Source organism: Nonomuraea sp. NPDC052634, from assembly GCF_040678535.1.
Classification (GTDB): Bacteria; Actinomycetota; Actinomycetes; order Streptosporangiales; family Streptosporangiaceae; genus Nonomuraea; species Nonomuraea fastidiosa.
In genome coordinates this window covers 277181-294993 of sequence record NZ_JBFATY010000004.1, presented here as the reverse complement: position 1 = coordinate 294993, position 17813 = coordinate 277181, and the positions used below count along the sequence as shown (strand labels likewise).

16 protein-coding genes and 1 pseudogene are annotated in these 17813 nt (G+C 69.7%); 9 read left to right on the top strand and 8 right to left on the bottom strand.

The features are described 5' to 3' along the window. Positions 1–67: 67 nt before the first annotated feature. Positions 68–2641: an ATP-dependent chaperone ClpB gene (gene clpB / locus AB0K67_RS20570; RefSeq protein ID WP_364062197.1), complete on the top strand. Its 2574-nt coding sequence runs from the start codon at positions 68–70 to the stop codon at positions 2639–2641. Positions 2642–2954: 313 nt separating this feature from the next. Beyond that, entirely contained in the window at positions 2955–3665 is a 711-nt protein-coding gene (locus AB0K67_RS20565) for a hypothetical protein (protein WP_364062194.1), read from the top strand. Between the two features lie 877 nt (positions 3666–4542). On the opposite strand, the gene AB0K67_RS20560 is transcribed toward AB0K67_RS20565, so the two are convergent. Next, on the bottom strand, positions 4543–5073 hold the full coding sequence (locus AB0K67_RS20560; protein WP_364062191.1) for a tetratricopeptide repeat protein: 531 nt from the start codon (positions 5071–5073) through the stop codon (positions 4543–4545). Positions 5074–5246: 173 nt separating this feature from the next. On the opposite strand from AB0K67_RS20560, the gene AB0K67_RS20555 reads away from it, so the two are divergent. Continuing rightward, positions 5247–5558, top strand: coding sequence for a hypothetical protein (locus AB0K67_RS20555; RefSeq protein WP_364062188.1), 312 nt, complete (start codon positions 5247–5249; stop codon positions 5556–5558). A gap of 10 nt (positions 5559–5568) precedes the next feature. Here the strand turns inward: AB0K67_RS20555 and AB0K67_RS20550 are convergent, their stop codons facing one another. From AB0K67_RS20550 to AB0K67_RS20530, 5 genes and pseudogenes are all read right to left on the bottom strand, one after another. Next, entirely contained in the window at positions 5569–6201 is a 633-nt protein-coding gene (locus tag AB0K67_RS20550; RefSeq protein WP_364062185.1) for a TetR/AcrR family transcriptional regulator, read from the bottom strand. A gap of 125 nt (positions 6202–6326) precedes the next feature. Continuing rightward, positions 6327–6758: an SDR family NAD(P)-dependent oxidoreductase gene (locus tag AB0K67_RS20545; protein ID WP_364062182.1), complete on the bottom strand. Its 432-nt coding sequence runs from the start codon at positions 6756–6758 to the stop codon at positions 6327–6329. A 55-nt stretch (positions 6759–6813) separates the two neighbouring features. Further along, positions 6814–7059, bottom strand: a pseudogene (locus AB0K67_RS20540) (SDR family oxidoreductase); the annotation flags it as partial. Between the two features lie 212 nt (positions 7060–7271). Further along, the gene (locus AB0K67_RS20535) at positions 7272–8333 is read right to left on the bottom strand and encodes a CapA family protein (protein WP_364062179.1); all 1062 of its coding nucleotides are present in this window, start codon (positions 8331–8333) and stop codon (positions 7272–7274) included. Between the two features lie 105 nt (positions 8334–8438). Continuing rightward, positions 8439–9266, bottom strand: a complete 828-nt coding sequence (locus AB0K67_RS20530; RefSeq protein ID WP_364062176.1) for a helix-turn-helix transcriptional regulator — start codon at positions 9264–9266, stop codon at positions 8439–8441. Between the two features lie 103 nt (positions 9267–9369). Here AB0K67_RS20530 and AB0K67_RS20525 point away from each other — a divergent pair, with 103 nt between their 5' ends. Further along, on the top strand, positions 9370–10785 hold the full coding sequence (locus AB0K67_RS20525) for an MFS transporter (protein WP_364062173.1): 1416 nt from the start codon (positions 9370–9372) through the stop codon (positions 10783–10785). Between the two features lie 422 nt (positions 10786–11207). Here the strand turns inward: AB0K67_RS20525 and AB0K67_RS20520 are convergent, their stop codons facing one another. Both AB0K67_RS20520 and AB0K67_RS20515 read right to left on the bottom strand, forming a co-directional pair. Beyond that, the gene (locus tag AB0K67_RS20520) at positions 11208–11432 is read right to left on the bottom strand and encodes a DUF397 domain-containing protein (protein ID WP_364062170.1); all 225 of its coding nucleotides are present in this window, start codon (positions 11430–11432) and stop codon (positions 11208–11210) included. A gap of 52 nt (positions 11433–11484) precedes the next feature. After that, on the bottom strand, positions 11485–12348 hold the full coding sequence (locus tag AB0K67_RS20515) for a helix-turn-helix transcriptional regulator (RefSeq protein ID WP_364062167.1): 864 nt from the start codon (positions 12346–12348) through the stop codon (positions 11485–11487). A 653-nt stretch (positions 12349–13001) separates the two neighbouring features. Here AB0K67_RS20515 and AB0K67_RS20510 point away from each other — a divergent pair. From AB0K67_RS20510 to AB0K67_RS20490, 5 genes are all read left to right on the top strand, one after another. Then, complete coding sequence (locus tag AB0K67_RS20510) at positions 13002–13217, top strand: hypothetical protein (protein ID WP_364062164.1); 216 nt, start codon at positions 13002–13004, stop codon at positions 13215–13217. Further along, positions 13217–13864, top strand: coding sequence for a hypothetical protein (locus tag AB0K67_RS20505; RefSeq protein ID WP_364062161.1), 648 nt, complete (start codon positions 13217–13219; stop codon positions 13862–13864). Before AB0K67_RS20510 ends, AB0K67_RS20505 begins: the two co-directional genes overlap by 1 nt. 188 nt (positions 13865–14052) lie before the next feature. Further along, positions 14053–16233 (top strand): molybdopterin-dependent oxidoreductase, encoded by a 2181-nt coding sequence (locus AB0K67_RS20500; RefSeq protein WP_364062158.1) that lies wholly within the window; start codon positions 14053–14055, stop codon positions 16231–16233. A 1-nt stretch (position 16234) separates the two neighbouring features. Further along, complete coding sequence (locus AB0K67_RS20495; RefSeq protein WP_364062155.1) at positions 16235–16846, top strand: HD domain-containing protein; 612 nt, start codon at positions 16235–16237, stop codon at positions 16844–16846. Positions 16847–16930: 84 nt separating this feature from the next. Beyond that, positions 16931–17788, top strand: coding sequence for a Rieske 2Fe-2S domain-containing protein (locus AB0K67_RS20490; RefSeq protein WP_364062152.1), 858 nt, complete (start codon positions 16931–16933; stop codon positions 17786–17788). Positions 17789–17813: the final 25 nt, after the last annotated feature.

Sequence of the window (17813 nt, the reverse complement as noted above, 5' to 3'; positions counted from 1 at the left end):
CTGCGCGCCGAGATGGCGATGATCAAGGCGTTGATCCGCTACCAGTTGCCACCGGGGGCCTGAGAATATGGACTACAAGCTCACCCAGAAGAGCCAGGAAGCGCTCTCGGGTGCCGTTCGGCGCGCCGCCGCCGAGGGCAACCCCGAGGTCGCTCCTGCTCATCTGTTCAGCACGCTGCTCACGCAAACGGGGGGCACGGCCGTTCCGCTGCTGGAGGCCGTGGGCGCCGACTGGCGGGCGCTGAAGGCCCGCAACGAGGAGCAGCTCGCCACGCTGCCGAAGGCGCAGGGCGCGACGGTGGGGGCGCCGTCGACCTCGCGCCAGCTGCTGACCGTGTTGAACACCGCCGCCCAGCACGCCAACCGGCTCGAAGACCTCTACGTCTCGACCGAGCACCTGCTGGTCGGCCTGGCGGCCGACGGGGGTCAGACGGCCGAGCTGCTGAAGTCCCAGGGCGCGACGCCGCAGGCGCTGCTCGACGCGTTCGAGAAGGTACGCGGCCACGCCCGCGTCACCAGCGAGACGCCTGAAGACACCTACCAGGCTTTGGAGAAGTACGGCGTCGATCTGACCGAGCGCGCCCGCGCCGGCAAGCTCGACCCGGTCATCGGCCGCGACACGGAGATCCGCCGCGTCGTCCAGGTGCTCAGCCGCCGCACCAAGAACAACCCGGTGCTCATCGGCGAGCCCGGCGTCGGTAAGACCGCCGTCGTCGAGGGCCTGGCCCAGCGCATCGTGGCCGGCGACGTGCCCGAGTCGCTGCGCGGCAAGCGCCTCATCTCGCTCGACCTGGGCGCGATGGTGGCCGGTGCGAAGTACCGCGGCGAGTTCGAAGAGCGCCTCAAGGCCGTGCTCTCCGAGATCAAGGAGAGCAACGGGCAGATCGTGACGTTCATCGACGAGCTGCACACCGTCGTCGGCGCGGGGGCCGCCGAGGGTTCGATGGACGCCGGCAACATGCTCAAGCCCATGCTCGCCCGCGGTGAGCTGCGCATGATCGGCGCGACCACGCTCGACGAATACCGCGAGCGCATCGAGAAGGACCCGGCGCTCGAGCGCCGCTTCCAGCAGGTCTACGTCGGCGAGCCGTCGGTCGAGGACACCATCGCGATCCTGCGCGGGCTCAAGGGCCGCTACGAGGCACACCACCAGGTGCAGATCGCCGACAGCGCGCTGGTCGCCGCCGCCGCGCTGTCCGACCGCTACATCACCAACCGCTTCCTCCCCGACAAGGCCATCGACCTGGTCGACGAGGCCGCCTCGCGGCTGCGCATGGAGATCGACTCCCGTCCCGTGGAGATCGACCAGCTCCAGCGCAACGTCGACCGCATGAAGATGGAGGAGCTCGCGCTGTCGAAGGAGACCGACGAGGCCTCCGTCCAGCGGCTCGAACGCCTGCGCCGGGAGCTGGCCGACCGCCAGGAAGAGCTCAACGCCCTGGTCGCCCGCTGGGAGCAGGAGAAGGCCGGGCTCAACAAGGTCGGTGAGCTGAAGAAGCAGCTCGACGAGGCGCGCAGCGCCGCCGAGCGGGCCCAGCGCGACGGCGACTTCGAGACCGCCTCCCGGCTGATGTACGCCGAAGTGCCGCGGCTCGAACAGGCGCTCAAGACCGCCTCCGAGGCCGCGCAGCCGGAGAACGCGATGGTCAAGGAGGAGGTCGGCGCCGACGACATCGCCGAGGTGATCTCCTCGTGGACCGGCATCCCCGCCGGGCGGCTGCTGGAGGCCGAGACGGCCAAGCTGCTGCGCATGGAGGAGGAGCTGGGCAAGCGGATCATCGGGCAGCGGCAGGCCGTACAGGCCGTGTCCGACGCCGTACGCCGCAGCCGCGCCGGCGTCGCCGACCCCGACCGGCCCACGGGCTCGTTCCTGTTCCTCGGCCCGACCGGTGTCGGCAAGACCGAGCTGGCCAAGGCGCTCGCGGAGTTCCTGTTCGACGACGAGCGGGCGATGACCCGCATCGACATGAGCGAATACTCCGAAAAGCACAGCGTGGCCAGGCTCGTCGGCGCGCCTCCCGGCTACGTCGGCTACGAGGAGGGCGGCCAGCTCACCGAGGCCGTCAGGCGGCGCCCGTACACCGTGGTGCTGCTCGACGAGGTGGAGAAGGCGCACCCCGAGGTCTTCGACATCCTGCTGCAGGTGCTCGACGACGGGCGGCTGACCGACGGCCAGGGCCGCACGGTCGACTTCCGCAACACCATCCTCATCCTGACCTCCAACATCGGCTCGCAGTACCTCGTCGATCCGAGCCTGGAGAACGGCGCCAAGCGCGAGGCCGTCATGGGGGCGGTGCGCAGCTCGTTCAAGCCGGAGTTCCTCAACCGGCTCGACGACGTCATCCTGTTCGACGCGCTCGGCTCCGAGGAGCTGGCGCAGATCGTCGACCTGCAGGTCGACCGCCTGGCGCGGCGTCTTTCCGACCGCCGGCTGCGGCTGGAGGTCACGCCCGCCGCCCGCGAGTGGCTGGCCCTCACCGGCTACGACCCGCTCTACGGCGCCCGCCCGCTGCGCCGCCTGGTGCAGTCCGCCATCGGCGACAAGCTGGCCAAGGCCGTGCTGTCGGGCGAGATCGTGGACGGCGACACGGTCAAGGTGGAGCTCGGCGACGACGAGCTGCTGATCCAGCGCGCCGCCTGACGCGCGCGGCCGTGCTCTTCGAGCACGGCCGGTCGGCTCGCCACGGGGCCGCTGCGGCGACCGACTGCCATGTCCGGCGCCTGACGTTCGGCGCCTGACATTCGGCGCAGGATGTTCTGCGCATGACGTTCCACGCATGAAGAAGCCCGGAGATCTGCGAGATCTCCGGGCTTCGGCGTGTCATGACCGGGTCATCGGGCCCGGCGTTCGGTAAGGTTCGCCCCACTCTTCGGACAAGCCGCCTCCACCGGTCGAGATCGCTGACTACGTTGTGCGTTCGTCAGTGCACCGACATCGATGAGGGGGACGTGCGGTGTCATTCCAGAAGATCCGGAGCACGATCGCCGTGGTCGCGGTGGCCGCGGGCGTCAGCTGGCTGTGCGCGGGTCCTGCGGCGGCCCGGACCTGCACCCGAGCGGAACCGGCGGCACTGCCCCTGACCCACTGCGGGCACCACACGGACATCGCACTCGACGACCCTGGAATCGGCGCCTCGCGGGTGGTCACCACGGAGACGAACAGGCTGGCCATGGCGGCCGGTGAGACGGCCAGGAGGCTCGGCCTGACCGGCCTCGCGACCGGCAAGCGGGCCCTCGGCATGAGCGACCTCGGCGGCATCGCGGCGACGTGGGGCATGCCGTCCCTGGCGGGCTCGCCCACGCTGCTTCCCCTGGTGCCGGAGCCGCTTACGATGAAGGACCTCGCCACCATGCGCAGCGTCCCCGCGCTGCCCGAGCTCCCCCGGGTGCCGCTGACCGGCAAGCCGCCCGCGGGCAAGCACGGCGCGGGCAAGCATGCACGCAAGGCGCCCCCGCCCGCCACCGTCGCCGGCACCCGGCTCGACTCGCCCGCCAATCTGCACGAGCCGGTACGCCAGGTCGGCTCCCAGGTCATCAGCGAGCTGCTGCCCAAGGCGTTCGAGACCCTGGAAGGCACCCGCTTCGCCCCCAGCGGCGGCTCCATCATCAGCGGCTTCAGCAGCCTAGGCGGCCTCACCCAGGCCCTCCCGCTCCCCCTGGGCTGACCCCGGCGCTGAACGCGCTCAGAGACCGCACGCGGCCCTGAGCGCTCCCCACGGGGCTCAGCCCGGTCTCACCGGCTCGGAGCCGCGCCAGGGGAGGACTGAGCGGCACGCGCGACGCTGGAGCACCCCCACGTTCTCGCCACGCCGCGAGGCCGAGTTGCGCTGGCCCTCGTACGTCCCGTTCCGGCCCCTCACCGGGGCCGAGCGATAAGCGCTCCTCACCGGCACTCACCGGAGCCGGGCGGAGCTCCTCACCCCGGCGTCCGCCGGATCCGAGCGGCGACGCCTCCTCGCCGCTGACGCCGGAGGTGAGCCACTGTCCGGGCGCGGGTCGTGCCTGCCGCGCCCGGCCTCCAGGCCGGAGGGACCAGGGCAACCCGTCCCTCCGGCCACCCCCTCCACATGCCCCACGAAACGGCGCTAGAGGGCCGCGCAACCCGCAACGCTGTGCTCAACCCGCCGGCTCGTGCGCCACCCAGCCACCGCCGCGCCGGCCGCACCCGGCGCCGGCTTCGCCGTCAATGACCCCAACGCGACCGTCATCCCGGCCCACCGGCCGCCCCGGCGCCGGACATCACGCGGCCCACCCCAGGAGCTGCGCGGTTCGCCTGCTCGCCCCGCACAAGCACCACGGGATCACTCACTCACCCACCCCAGGCACCACGGGATTACTCACTCACCCACCCCAGGCACCACGTGGTTCGCCCGCTCGCCCCCACGCCGGGCACTCCGGGAAGGTACGCCCCGCGGCCCGGCACGGTGCGGGGCGTCGGAACGTTCCGCCGGAAGCCGCCGCGTACCCGACCCCATCCCCGGCTGCGGGCACGGCTCAGGGAGCCCCGCCACGAGCGGCGGGGCTCGCCAGGGCGCGCGGTCGTCAGGAGACGAGCTCGTCGAGCTCGTCCTCAGGCAACCCGAGATCGACCCGGATGCGGTAGCGGGTGCGGAGCACCGCCACCTGCTCTGGATCGTTCTCATCGCAGGCGAGGGCGGCCTGGGTGGCCCATTCGAGCCCCCCTTGCAGGTCGCCGTACGCCACGAGCGTCTCGGCGATCGTGTGAGCGGTCGCCGTGGAGACGTTGCCTTCCGCGCGTATCGTCTCGATGATCTCTCTAGCCTCGTCCGGCCGATCGAGCTCGAAGAGCGTGTCGGCGATGCCGGCACGCGCGTCGAAACCCGCATCGCCGCCGTCCTCGACCGCGAGCTGGAAGCACTCCATCGCGCGGGCGGGCTGCCCGGCCGCTCGCCACTCCTCAGCGGCGAGGACCAGGATGGAAGCCCTGGAGACGTCGCCGGACGAATAGTCCTGAGCGACGTCGTACAGCCGACGGGCCAGGGAACTGTGGTCGTCGGCCAGCAGGGCCTGCTCGAGCAGACGATCAAGGTGCTCACGGGTCACATGCGCCACACCGCGAGACTACCGAGCCACCCGGCCGTTTGCCCGGTCAATCCGCATCGCCGGTCACGTGCAAATTCGGTAACGTCTCGGCCAATCCAGCGCACGGAATGCGTATTCGCCCAGGTCATCGGGCATATAGGCGTCACTCAGCCGCCACAGCGAGCGGAGGGACTGTGATGGGCATGTCCAAGCAGACGACCTTCACGCTGGCCTGTGCCGTGGTGTTGGCGGCCCTCGGGCCAGGGGTGGCCGGCTACCTGTCGGCCCGCCTGGAGTCCATCGAGGCGGCCGAACGCAACCTGCGCGCACTGGAGACCCGGCTGCAGATCCGCGAGGCGAGAGAGGCACGCCCGGCCTCGCTCTCGGGCGCATGCCGAAGTACGCCGGCCCCGCCCCAGCTCCAGGACATGCCCGCGACGGCGCTGGCGGAGCAGGAGGAGGCCGAGCGATGGCTGCCCGAACTGCCTGAGCGGCCGGGCATGGTCCGCTACTGACCCGGTGCCGCTACTGGCCCGCCACGGGCTCCTTGACGGGCTCTTTCACCTGCTCCCCGACGCGCTCCTTCGCGGGCGGAGCGGCGGGCGACCAGGATCGGAGCTGCCGGGACAGAAACCCTCTGATGAGGTGTTTGGCGGCGTCGATGATCTCGGGCGCGCCCTGCGGGTCGCGGCGGAAGGCCAGTTTCAGCACCGCGTCACCGGCCTCGACCGCGACGAGTACGGCGAGGTCGAGTGAAGGGCTGTCGGCCAAGCCGAACTCCTTGAGGAACAACCCGCGCAGCCGTCCGGCGATCACGGCGTTGTTGTCGGAGTCGGAGTCGAGCAGGTTGAGATCGACGGCGTCGCCGAAGCGCAGGCTCTTGAAGCCGGCGACGGTCCTGTGCATGTCGACGTAGATGTCGATGATCGCGTCGACGGCCTCCCACCAGCCGCGATAGTCCTCTTCGAGGAACCGGCGATCGACCCTGCGGACGAACTCCTCGACGTTGCGCCTGGTGAGCTCTTGGGTGATGGCGCGCTTGTCGGGGAAGAACTGGTAGACCGATCCGATCGCCACTCCGGCGCGTTCGGCGATGCGGGTGGTCGACAGGGCTTCGTAGCCGATCTCGTCGAGGAGCTCGGCACACGCGTCGAGCATCCGCTCGACCCGTCGGGCGCTGCGGCGCTGTGATGGCTGCCGCCTGAGAGCTTTCGGCGGGACGCATGCGTCGTCCATTTGCTGCGGCGAGAACACGAAACCATCTTCTCCCGTAGGGGCGATCTTTACCTGCCGAATTCCGGAATCCTCGTAGGAGAGCTCAAGCGGGCGAACCCGCGGAGGGCTCGAGGCGAAATCCGCGACAGGGCATACCCGATTTTTCCCTCCACGTTCATCGGAACGACCGCCTGATTACGGTGCACCGCGCGCAATATGTACGCCGCCACCCGCTTCGGCGGGTACCCGCGCCGCGCCAGCGCCCGCACGGCCGCCCCGCGCAGCCCTTCGTCCGTGTACGTGGCGTTGCCCGCGATCCCCGTCGAGACGAAACCCGGACAGATGACGCTGACCCCGATGCCGCGCCCGGCCAGCTCGGCGCTGAGGCAGTCGCTGAGCGCCTTCAGGGCGGCTTTGGACACCGTGTAGGCGGGCAGCAGCCGGGTCGGCACGAAAGCGGCCAGGGACGCCGCGTTCACGATGTGCCCGCCCGCGTACACGGTCGGCCGTGGCGGCGCCGAAGAGCCGGCAGCCGTGGATGACGCCCCGCAGATTGACGTCGAGGCCCCTGCGCCAGTCCGCCACGGTGTGATCGAGGAACGCGCCGGCGACCGCGATACCGGCATTGTTCAGGTCAATGTCCGGTACCCCATTTTCGGTGATGATTTTTCGCGCGAAGTCTTCCATCTGATCGCTATTCGCCACGTCCACTCGCATGGCGTAAGCCGTACCGCGAATATTCTTCGCAATAGCGTCGGCCGTCTGCTTCGCCGCGCCGATGTCGATATCCGCGCAGACCACCCGCCCGCCGTACGTCCCCTGACCGCACCCGCCACATCCTGGCCTCCTATTGGACGAACCATCCAATAGACGAGGCCGACAAGACCACCCCGACCACCCCACGCAGGCCACCGCGAACCGGCCGCACCCGCCGGCCGCGCCCGGAGGTGCGCGTCACACGGCCCCGCCGTCCCCGCGTCAGGCGGGCGTGCGGAGAAGAGCCCCGGCCCCCATCACTCCGATTCGGGGCGGGCGGACAGTCCCGTGCAGGAGCGCAGCGCCTTCCAGTCGGCCACCGCGCGGGTCCTGGCGGCGCCCGTCATCGGCACCGGCACTCCCCCTTGGATGGTGGCCGGCGTCCAGACGTCCTTGAGTATCCGCCGCCCGTTGATGGTCAGCGTCAGTACGCCGGTCCTGCCGGTGGTGGCGGGGTTGGAGTTGTAGAAGACGAAGTTGCCCATGCCGTAGTTGATGTAGGCGTCGTCCAGGTAGCCGGAGCCGAGCAGGATGTGCGCGTGCCCGCCGACCACCACGTCGGCGCCCGCCTTGACCAGCTTGGGGGCGAGCGAGCGCTGCGCCTCGTTGGGGCACTTCTGCAGCTCGGTGCCCCAGTGCAGGTGGACGATGACGGTGTCGGAGTTCTTGCGCGCCTGCTTGACCGCCTTCAGCAGCGCGGCCTCGTTCTTGGCCGAGGCGAGCCCGCCCTTGGTCGACGTGGCCGTCCACGCCTGGATGAACTCCGCGTCCATCACCTGGGTGGCCCCGATGATCGCGACCCGGTTGCCGTTCACGGTCTTGCGATAGGGCCGGTACGCCTCGGTCGCGTTCGCCCCGATGCCCACCACGGGGAACTTGGCGCGCTTGATCGCCTTCAGCGAGTCGGCGAGCCCGGTCTCCATGTAGTCCATGCCGTGGTTGTTGGCCATGGACGCGACGTCCACCCCGGCCGCCTTGAGCGCGGTGAGCGCGCTGGCCGGGGCTCTGAACGTGTACTGCTTGCCGGGCGCCGGCGTCCCTCCTGTGGTGATGGCGGTCTCCAGGTTCACCATCGCGAGGTCGGCCTTGCGCAGCACGCTCGCGATCGGCCCGAGCGCGGTGCGCGGGTTGGCGAGCCGGGGACGGAGGATCCCCTCGAAGTGCACGTCGCCGCCGAAGGCGATGGTGTACGGCCGCCGCTTGGGCTTGGGCTTCCTGGTCGGCTCGCTGGTCGGCTCCTCGGCGGCCTGCCGCTGGACCTCCTTGCGCTGCGGCTGCCGTTCCGGCTCAGCTCCCGGGATGGCCGAGCAGGCGGCCACGGAAAAGAGCGCAGCGAAAACCGGGAGGGCACGGGGGAGTCTCATATGCCGCCACTTCCGCTCGAAACCTGACTTTTCGGGATCGAGCATGCCATGCAGGGCGGTTTACCGGGGAGCCTCCATGAGCTTGGACATCGCCGTACGAGTCGGGTCATCCATCGGCGTATAGACGAGCATCCGCGTTTCCGGCACCGTGGTGAAACTCGTCACACTGAAGCGCAGCAGCCCGTGCTCGACGTGCTTGAACGCCTTCTCCCGCGACCCCGCCTCGGCCACGTCCTGCCGGGCCCACAGCCGCGCGAACACCGCGCTTTCGGATTGCAGCCGGCGTACGAAGTCCTGCCAGCACGGGTCGTCGGAGTGCCGGCTGTAGGCGCCGCGGAAGACGGCGACCAGCCTGGCCAGCTCCTGGTCGTGATCGACCAGCATGAGCGTGGTCGAGGGGCGCGTGCACAGCTGCCAGAGCTGGTTGCGCTCACCCTCGGGAGCGGAGCAGACCTCGGGGAAGAGCGCCGCGTACGCGTCGTTCCAGGCCAGGGCGTCGCACCGGCCGTTGGAGATGACGGCGGGCATGTCACCCATGCGGTCGAGAATGACCTGCATCTCGGGCGTGATCTGCCCGGAGCTCGCCGGCACCGGATCCGCGACGTGGCCGGCCAGGCGGTAGAGGTGCTGCCGCTCGGCGCTGTCCAGGCGCAGCGTACGCGCGATCGCGTCGAGGACCTGCGGGCTGGCGTTGATCGGCCGGCCCTGCTCCAGCCACGTGTACCAGGTGACGCCGACCCCGGCGAGCTGGGCGACCTCCTCGCGGCGCAGCCCGGGGGTGCGCCTGCGCGTGCCCGGCGGCAGATCGACCATCTCCGGCGTGATCCGCGCACGGCGGGAGCGCAGGAACGCCGACAGATCCGTACGTCTTGCCTCAGCCACCTGCATTAATCCACTATGCGTGACATCTGCGGCACTTAGCCAGTTACTCCCAATACCAGTATAAATGGGCTCTCGTTACTGGTACTGGGGTCACGGCAGACTTCACAACATGTCGCAAACCACCGTTGTGTCCTCTGATGGGGTGACCACCCCGCAGGAGGCCCCCAAAGCCGGTGGGCTGCTCCTGACGACCATCCTCCTCGGGCAGTTCCTGGCCATCCTGAACGTCAACATCGTCAACGTGGCCACCCCGACCATCGAGGCCGACCTGCACTCGTCGGGCGCCGGGCTACAGATGATCATCGCTGGTTACACCATTGTCTATGCGGTCCTTTTGATCACCGGAGCCAGGGTCGGCGACCTGTTCGGCTACCGCAGAGCGTTCCTCGGCGGATTGGCGGCCTTCACCGTGACCACGCTCGCCGCCGGCCTCGCCCCCACGACGGGCTGGCTGGTGGCGGCCCGGCTGCTGCAAGGCGCCGGGGCGGCGATGATGATGCCGCAGGTGCTGACGTTGATCCAGCGCAACTACCACGGCGCGGCCCGCGGCCGGGCGATCGGCCTCTGGTCTTTGATGATCAGCGGCGGCATCGTGGCGGGGCAGGCGCTCGGCGGCATCCTGCTGGGCGTCGGGCTCGGCTGGCGGATCGTGTTCCTGGTGCTGGTGCCCGTCGCCGCGCTGTTGCTGATCGCGGGGCATCGCCTGCTCCCCCACGACTCGGGCGGCGGCCGGACCGGGCTCGACCCGTGGGGCCTGGTGACGCTGTCGGCGGCCGTGCTGCTGTTCGTGGTGCCGCTCGTGCTCGGCCGCGACCTCGGCTGGCCGCTGTGGGGCTGGATCTCGATGGCGCTGAGCGTGGTGACCTTCGCGGTGTTCGTACGCGTCGAGCGCTGGGGCACCGGCCGGGGCGGCCGGCCGCTCGTGGACGCCCGGGTGCTGCGCGCGCCCGGCATGCGGCCCGGCCTCGCCGTCCTGCTCTTCGGCCCGGCGACCTGGGGCGCTTTCCTGTTCACCTCCGCCCTGCACCTGCAGGGCGACCTGCACATGACGCCGCTCGCCTCCGGCATGATGCTGGTGCCGTGCGCGCTGGCGTTCGGCCTCGTCGGGCTCGCCTGGCCGCGCCTGCCCGTACGCCTGCAGCGGCCGTTGCTGCCGTTCGGCTACGTGGTCGCCGCCCCCGCCTACGTCGGCCTCGGCCTCGCCGCGAGCGGCGGCGTGGTGTACGCCATCATGAGCGCCCTCGTCGGCGCCGGCCTCGGCGTGCAGGTCGCGGTCACGAACCTGGCCACCGAGCAGGTGGACGGCGCGTACGCGGCGGACGCGAGCGGCGCCCTGCTCACCGTCATGCAGATCGGCCAGGTCATCGGCGTCGCCGCCATCGGCACCCTCTTCATCACCCTCGACACCGGCCCCACGTCCTCCGCCCCCATGACCACTTCTCTGGCGATGGCCGGTCTCGCCGTACTTGCGGGCCTCAGCTCCCTCTTCCTCACCCGCCGCCCAAAGCCCCTCGCCTCCGCATGACCGACTCCCCCCCTTGCCGGGCACCGGGCAACCCCCGGTGGTCCGGCCATTCACCGTCATATCCCGGACCGGAGATGACGTCCGAGACGAATAGCGATTCAGAGCGTCACATCGCGTTCGCGCCGGCGATCCAGAAGGCGGGAGAGTCACTCGCTCGTAGGTGAATCCGAGTTACCCATGGCATCCTCTCACGAGCCCTGAGGCCATCACCGACTCCGCGCAGGAGTTCGGAATGCACGGTCACGCCATGAGGGGGTAGAGCATGCCGCAGCAAACACGCCGGAGTCGCGCTTCCCCGGCCATAGTCGACACGTTTGATGGGATTGAGCGGCCCTTTTCAGGGCCGCATGCAACAAAGGGGTTTCAGCATCACAAAGGAACGGCCCTGGAGAGCCGGTGACGTCACTCTCCAGGGCCGTTCGTCACGCGCTCGCGCCCAGCGTGGCCAGGTCGAACTCGTTGTCGCGGACTCCCGCAACGAAGGCGGCCCACTCCTCAGGAGTGAACACAAGCACAGGCCCGTCGTCCTGCTTGCTGTCGCGGATCGCTACGTTGCCATCCGCCAGGGGCGCCACTTCAACGCACGCGGTCGCACCGTTGCAGTAGCTCGCCTTACGCCAGGCCGCCCTCGAAATATCGTTGTGCATATTCTCCCCAAAGGGTCAGAGGCGTCATTGCCTCTTTGGTGAGGTCATGCCGTCATCGTCGCCACAGCATCGCCTTTCGCTGGATCAGGACTCGCGATTCATCCTCATCCAAGGCCTCCGATTTCATATGATCGAATGCCATTTCATATCCGGCGACCCGTTCAAGATCTTCGACGAAGTCGGCTGTATACAGCTGTTCCAGATACACCACATCGTCAAAACCCGAGAACTTCAGGTGAATGAACGCACCCGTGTTCACCGGATGCAGTGCATCCAGCGGGAGGACGTGGACGCTCACGTGCGGCAGGACGGACATCTCCAGGAGATGCTCCATCTGCTCCCGCATGACCGAGGGCTCGCCGAACTGCCGCAGCAAAGCCGCCTCGTCCAGCACCACGCTCAACTGGCACGGGTTCGGCCTGTGGAGAACTCGTTGCTGCCGGTCCAGACGGGCCTCGACGCGACTACGGACACCACTGTGCGTTATGCGTGCGATACCACGCGTGGCCAGGATGACCTCTCGCGCGTAGTCCTCGGTTTGCAGGAGGCCAGGCACAGCCTGGGGTTCCCAGTTGCGCTGAACGGTGGCCTCCGCTTCCAGCCCCAGGAATGTCGTGTACTCCTCGGGCAGGGCGTCCTCGTAATCTTCCCACCACCCTCGCTGCTCCGCATCACGCAACAAGCCGAAGAGTTCATCAAGTTTGTCACCGTCCAGCCGGTACAGCTTGGCAAGGGCCTTGATGTCCTCAGTGCTGGGCATGGTCTTGGCGGCTTCGATGCGGCTGACCTTGCTGGCGGACCAGCCGAGGTCTCTGGCCGCCTTGGCGCCGGTGAGCTTGCGCCGCTCGCGGAGGAGGCGAAGCTCCTGGCCCAAGCGGAGCCGCCGTACTGTGGGACTGCCCTGCTGCGATGGCACCGTCCACTCTCCTTCTCGGGAATGAAGGTGTAGCCGGAAGGGATCGTTTGCAGTCCGGCTTTTTGGGCCGTTCGCCCAATCTTACACTGCAAGTTGCATGAGTTGTGCCGCACAGCCTTGCCAGAAGGCTTTCACGGAGAGAGCGTAGGAGCAAGGACAACCTTCGCAGGTGCGCCGGAGGCGGGCCAGGTTTTCCTCCTCGTACCGTGGCGATGACAGTTGGCGTGCAAGTTGCAGGGCAATAAGCGAAGAAACTTAAATCTTCCCTTGCTCAAAGTATTGCAGCTTCGCCGACCTCGGGGGACGATCTGAACTAGGAGGGTTCTCGAGTGGTGAGGAGGCCGGACATGACGCATCGGCCGCACGCGTGGGGACTCCCAGCCATGATCACGCGCTCGTTCGGCGGGCGCGCCCCCGGCAACGTCGCCGTCCCGGAAACGAATCACCGCCCCAGGGAGGCCACTTGCCGGAAGGACTTCGTCATCGCCTGAGCGCACAGCGCGAATTCGCTCGATCGAGCATGCAAAAAGCCGATCCGCGGCTGACCACCGATTCTTCGTCGCACCACGGGCTGCCACCCTGCGGCGAGACCGGTCATCAGCCGTCGGACCGGCCAAGAAGCCACCTCTAAATGCCGCGAAAGGGGGTCTTCTATGTACTCACAAGGTACCAAGGGACTCAGCCGAATCAAGTCCTGGATCCGGGACCTCATCGCCTCGGCTGACTACGAGATCTGCGTAGAGCCGGACGAGTTCGCCTTCCGCATGGGCTGGACGGTGACCAGGACGGGGTTCGGCTCCCGTCGCTACCGCGACCCGCGCTTCGACCAGCTCCGCCTCCCACGCAAGGTGACAGAGGAGGTGTCCTGATGGCGAGGAACCCGCGCAACCAGATCTACCCCGCCAACGAGGACCTCCCCGCCGTCCGCGGGAGCCGGCCGCTGGTCAAGCTGTGGCGGGCGAGGACCGAGCTGCTGCTGCTCGGCGCCGCGGCGCTGTTCGTGCTGGCGCTCTTCGGCGCCACCCGGAACGGCCAATGGGTGCCGGTCGTCCTGCTGACCAGCGCCGTGTCGGCGCCGGCCGCCACCAAGGCGGGCCGCAGCTGGGTCGCCGCGCACTTCTGGTGCGTGGTCTCCCGCCACCGCCTGCACCGGGTGTGCATGGAGACGACCATGCACACCCGGGCGGGACGGATCCCGCTGGTGCTGTGGATCACGCCGACGGTGACGGGCGAGAAAGCGCTGATCATGGTCAGGGCCGGCATCAGCGCCGAGGAGTTCGAGGCGTACGCCGAGGAGATCGCCGCGGCCTGCTGGGCCCGCAGCGTGAACGTGTACCGGCACCGCACGCGCTCGCAGTTCGTGCTCGTGGAGATCGTCCGCAGGGACGAATCGCCCGGTGCGATCTCCCCGGGGCTCGACCGCCTGTACGGCCGCCGCTCCTGGGTCGCCCTGCGGACCGACTTCGAGGAGCCGCCTGATCTGCGCACCGAGGTGGTGCTGCCGAGGGCGGCGTGAAGACCTAGGGAACCGGGTCCCTAGGAAGCGAAGCCCCGGAGACCGCGGGGGCTCCGGGGCTTCCCCATGCTCCCACCCCGTGCGCCCGGCCCACACGGCCCGGCCCCGGAGATCCGGCGATCTCCGGGGCTTCCCCATGCGCGCGGTCCGCGCGAAGATGAGTTCATCTGGCGAACTCAGGAGTCGTGATGCCGTCCACCGTGCACCGGACCTGCCCCCTCTGCGAAGCCGTCTGCGGCCTGACGCTCACCCTCGACGACGCCGGGCGCGTGACGGGCGTGCGCGGCGACAAGAACGACCCGTTCAGCAAGGGGTTCATCTGCCCGAAGGGCGCGAGCCTGGGCCGGCTCGACGAGGACCCCGATCGCCTGAGTGCCCCGCTCGTCAAACGCGACGGCCGGTTTCGCGAGGCGAGCTGGGAGGAGGCGTTCAGCGCCGTACGAGCGGGCCTCGACCAGGTGAAAGACCGGCGCGAGACCGCCGTCTACCTGGGCAACCCCAACGCGCACACCATGGCGGGCGCCCTGTACGTCGCCCCGCTCGTCAAGGCGCTCGGCACCCGCAACGTCTTCTCCGCCAGCACCGCCGACCAGATGCCGAAGCACGTGGCGGCCGGGCTGATGTTCGGCCACCCGATGGCCATTCCGGTGCCCGACCTGGACAGGACCGGCTACCTGCTGATGCTGGGCGCGAACCCGCTGGAGTCCAACGGCTCGCTGTGCACGGCCCCCGACTTCCCAGGCAGGCTCAAGACGCTGAGGCGGCGCGGCGGCCGGCTGGTCGTGGTGGACCCGCGCCGTACGCGGACCGCGGCGCTGGCGGACGAGCACGTGTTCATCCGCCCGGGCACGGACGCGTACCTGCTGTTCGGCATCGTGCACACGCTGTTCGCCGAGGACCTGGTCAGGTTGCGGCACGAGGTGAACGGGCTGGCCGAGGTGCGCGAGGCGGCCAAGCACTTCCCGCCGGACGCGGTCGCGGCCCGTACGGGGGTTCCGGCCGAGGTGGTGACGCGGCTGGCCAGGGAGCTGGCGGCGGCGGACCGGGCCGCCGTGTACGCCCGCATCGGCACCTGCACGGCCGAGTTCGGCACGCTGGCCCAGTGGCTGGTGGACGTGCTCAACGTGCTGACCGGCAACCTCGACAGGCCGGGCGGCGTGATGTTCGCCAAGCCCGCGACGGAGCCGCCGGGGCGGCGCCGGCCGTACCAGGTGGGGCGCTGGCGCAGCCGGGTGCGCGGGCTGCCGGAGGCGAACGGCGAGCTGCCGGTGGCCACGCTGGCCGACGAGATCGAGACGCCGGGCGAGGGCCAGGTCAGGTTCCTGCTGACGATCGCCGGGAACCCGGTGCTGTCGGCGCCCAACGGGGCCCGGCTGGACAAGGCGCTGGGTCGGCTCGGCTTCATGGTGAGCGTGGATCCGTACCTGAACGAGACGACCAGGCACGCCGACGTGATCCTGCCGCCGCCGCGCATCCTGCAGTCGGGCCACTACGACTTCTCGCTGCTCGGGCTCGCGGTGCGCAACTACGCCAGGTACTCGCGGCCGGTGCTGCCGCTGGACGGGCGGCCGTCGGAGGCGGAGATCCTGGCCAGGCTGGCGGGCATCGCCTCGGGGCTGGAAGGCGACCTGGACGCGTACGTCATCGACGAGACGCTGCGCAAGGCCACGCAGACGCCCGGGTCCGGCGTGGAGGGCCGGGACGTCGCGGAGCTGCGCGCGCTGCTGGACGGTGAGACGGGCGCGGAGCGGCGGCTGGACATGATGCTGCGGCTCGGCCCGTACGGCGAGTGGTCGGGCAAGGGTGAGCTGTCGCTGCGCAAACTGCTCGACCACCCGCACGGCCTGGACCTCGGCCCGCTGCAGCCGCGGCTCGGCGAGGTGCTGCGGACCGCGTCGGGGCTCATCGAGCTGGCTCCCCCGCACATCATCGAGGACGTCGAGCGGCTGCGCGCCAAGCTCGAGCAGGCCCCGCCCGAGATGGTGCTCATCGGCCGGCGGCACCTGCGCTCCAACAACAGCTGGATGCACAACGTCGCCCCGCTGGTGGGCGGTAGCAACACGTGCACGCTGCAGATCCACCCCGACGACGTGGCCAGGCTCGGGCTGAACGGCGAGGCGGTGGTGCGCTCGGCGAAGGGCGAGGTCACGGTCGTGCTGGAGCCGACCGACACGATCATGCCGGGCGTGGTCAGCCTGCCGCACGGCTGGGGCCACGCGGACAGCGCGCAGCGCGTGGCGGCCGATCACGCGGGCGTCAGCGCCAACGCGCTCACGGACGAAACGGCGATCGACGCCCCAAGTGGTAACGCAGTGTTCAACGGAGTTCCGGTCACGATTTCACCAACCGGGGTGATCACCGCACATTAGGGTGTCGCGCGTGACTATCGTGCCAGAAGAGGACCGCCTGAACGCCCAGATCGCCTTCGCCATCGAGATCGACAAGTTGAAGCGGATCATCCGCCGCAACCACCTCATCGACGGCTCGCGACGGGAGAACACCGCCGAGCACTCCTGGTACGTGGGCACGTTGGCGATGATCCTCGGCGAGCACGCCCCACCCGGAACCGACCTGCAGCGGGTGGTGGCCATGTTGCTGGTGCACGATCTGGTGGAGATCGACGCGGGTGACACGTTCATCTACGACCCGGTGGAGGTGGCCGCGCAGGCGGAGGCCGAGCGGGCCGCCGCCGACCGCATTTTCGGCCTGCTGCCCGCCGAGCAGGGAGCGCGGCTGCGGGAGTTGTGGGAGGAGTTCGAGGAGCGCAAGACGCCGGAGGCGAAGTTCGCCAAGGCGCTCGACAGGTTCGCCCCGATCCTGGCCAACCACCACACCGAAGGGGGCACCTGGCCGCTGTTCAAGGTGACGGCGGCGCAGGTTCGGGAGAAGGTGCGGATCATCGAGGAAGGCTCGCCGTCGCTGGGCAAGTACGCCCTCGAGCTGGTCGAACTCTCCGTGGCCAGGGGACACCTGTCCGAGTGATCCCCTCATGCCCGGGGTAGGGGACTTGTCGTGAAAGAGACAGTACGTGCGAAGCGTCGGCAATTTCGGGGCTTCGCCGGGCCGGTGGCCCTCGCCGATCGGCTCGAGAAGTCGAAGGGCCTGGACCGGCCGATCCGCGCGCTCGCCAAGGTCGTACGCCGGCGGCTGCGCCAGGGCCGCCTGCGCGACATGCTGCACGGCGTGCCGCTCGGCGAGCCCGTGCACCCGTCGCTGGCCACGGTGAGCCTGGGCTGCTGGCTCTCCACCGCCGTGCTGGACCTCGCGAACGCCGACCCCAGGGCCGCGCGCCTGCTGCTGGCGACCGGCATCGTCAACGCGCTGCCCACGACGGCCTCCGGGGTGACCGACTGGTCGATGCTCCACCGCGAGCAGCAGCGGGTGGGCTTCGTCCACATGCTGGCCAACACCGCCGCGCTCGGCCTGTTCACCGCCTCGCTGCTGGCCCGCCTGCGCGGGCAAGAGCGGCCCGGCCGGATGCTGTCGTACGCGGGCCTGGCCGTCGGCGGGCTCGGCGCGTACCTGGGCGGGCACCTGGCGCACCGGCAGGCGGCGGGCGCCAACCACGCGCCGCAGGTGACGCACCTGGTGCCGCTGGGCTGGCACGACCTGTGCCCGATCAAGGACCTGCCCGAGGGGCGGCCCGTGGCGCGGCGGCTCGGCTACATCCAGCTCTTCGTGCTGCGCCAGGGCGACGGCGTGACCGTGCTGGGCGACCGCTGCCCGCACCTCGCGGGCCCGCTGCACCAGGGCAGGCTGGTCATGCAGAACGGCGAGGCGTGCGTGGTGTGCCCGTGGCACAGCAGCACGTTCCGGCTGAAGGACGGCTCGGTCAAGCACGGGCCGGCGACGGCGCCCGCCCCGGTGTTCGAGACCCGGATCAGGCGCGACGGCACGATTCAGGTGCGGCCGGGGTTGACCTGAACTTTGGTTGAGGTCCTACGGTCGC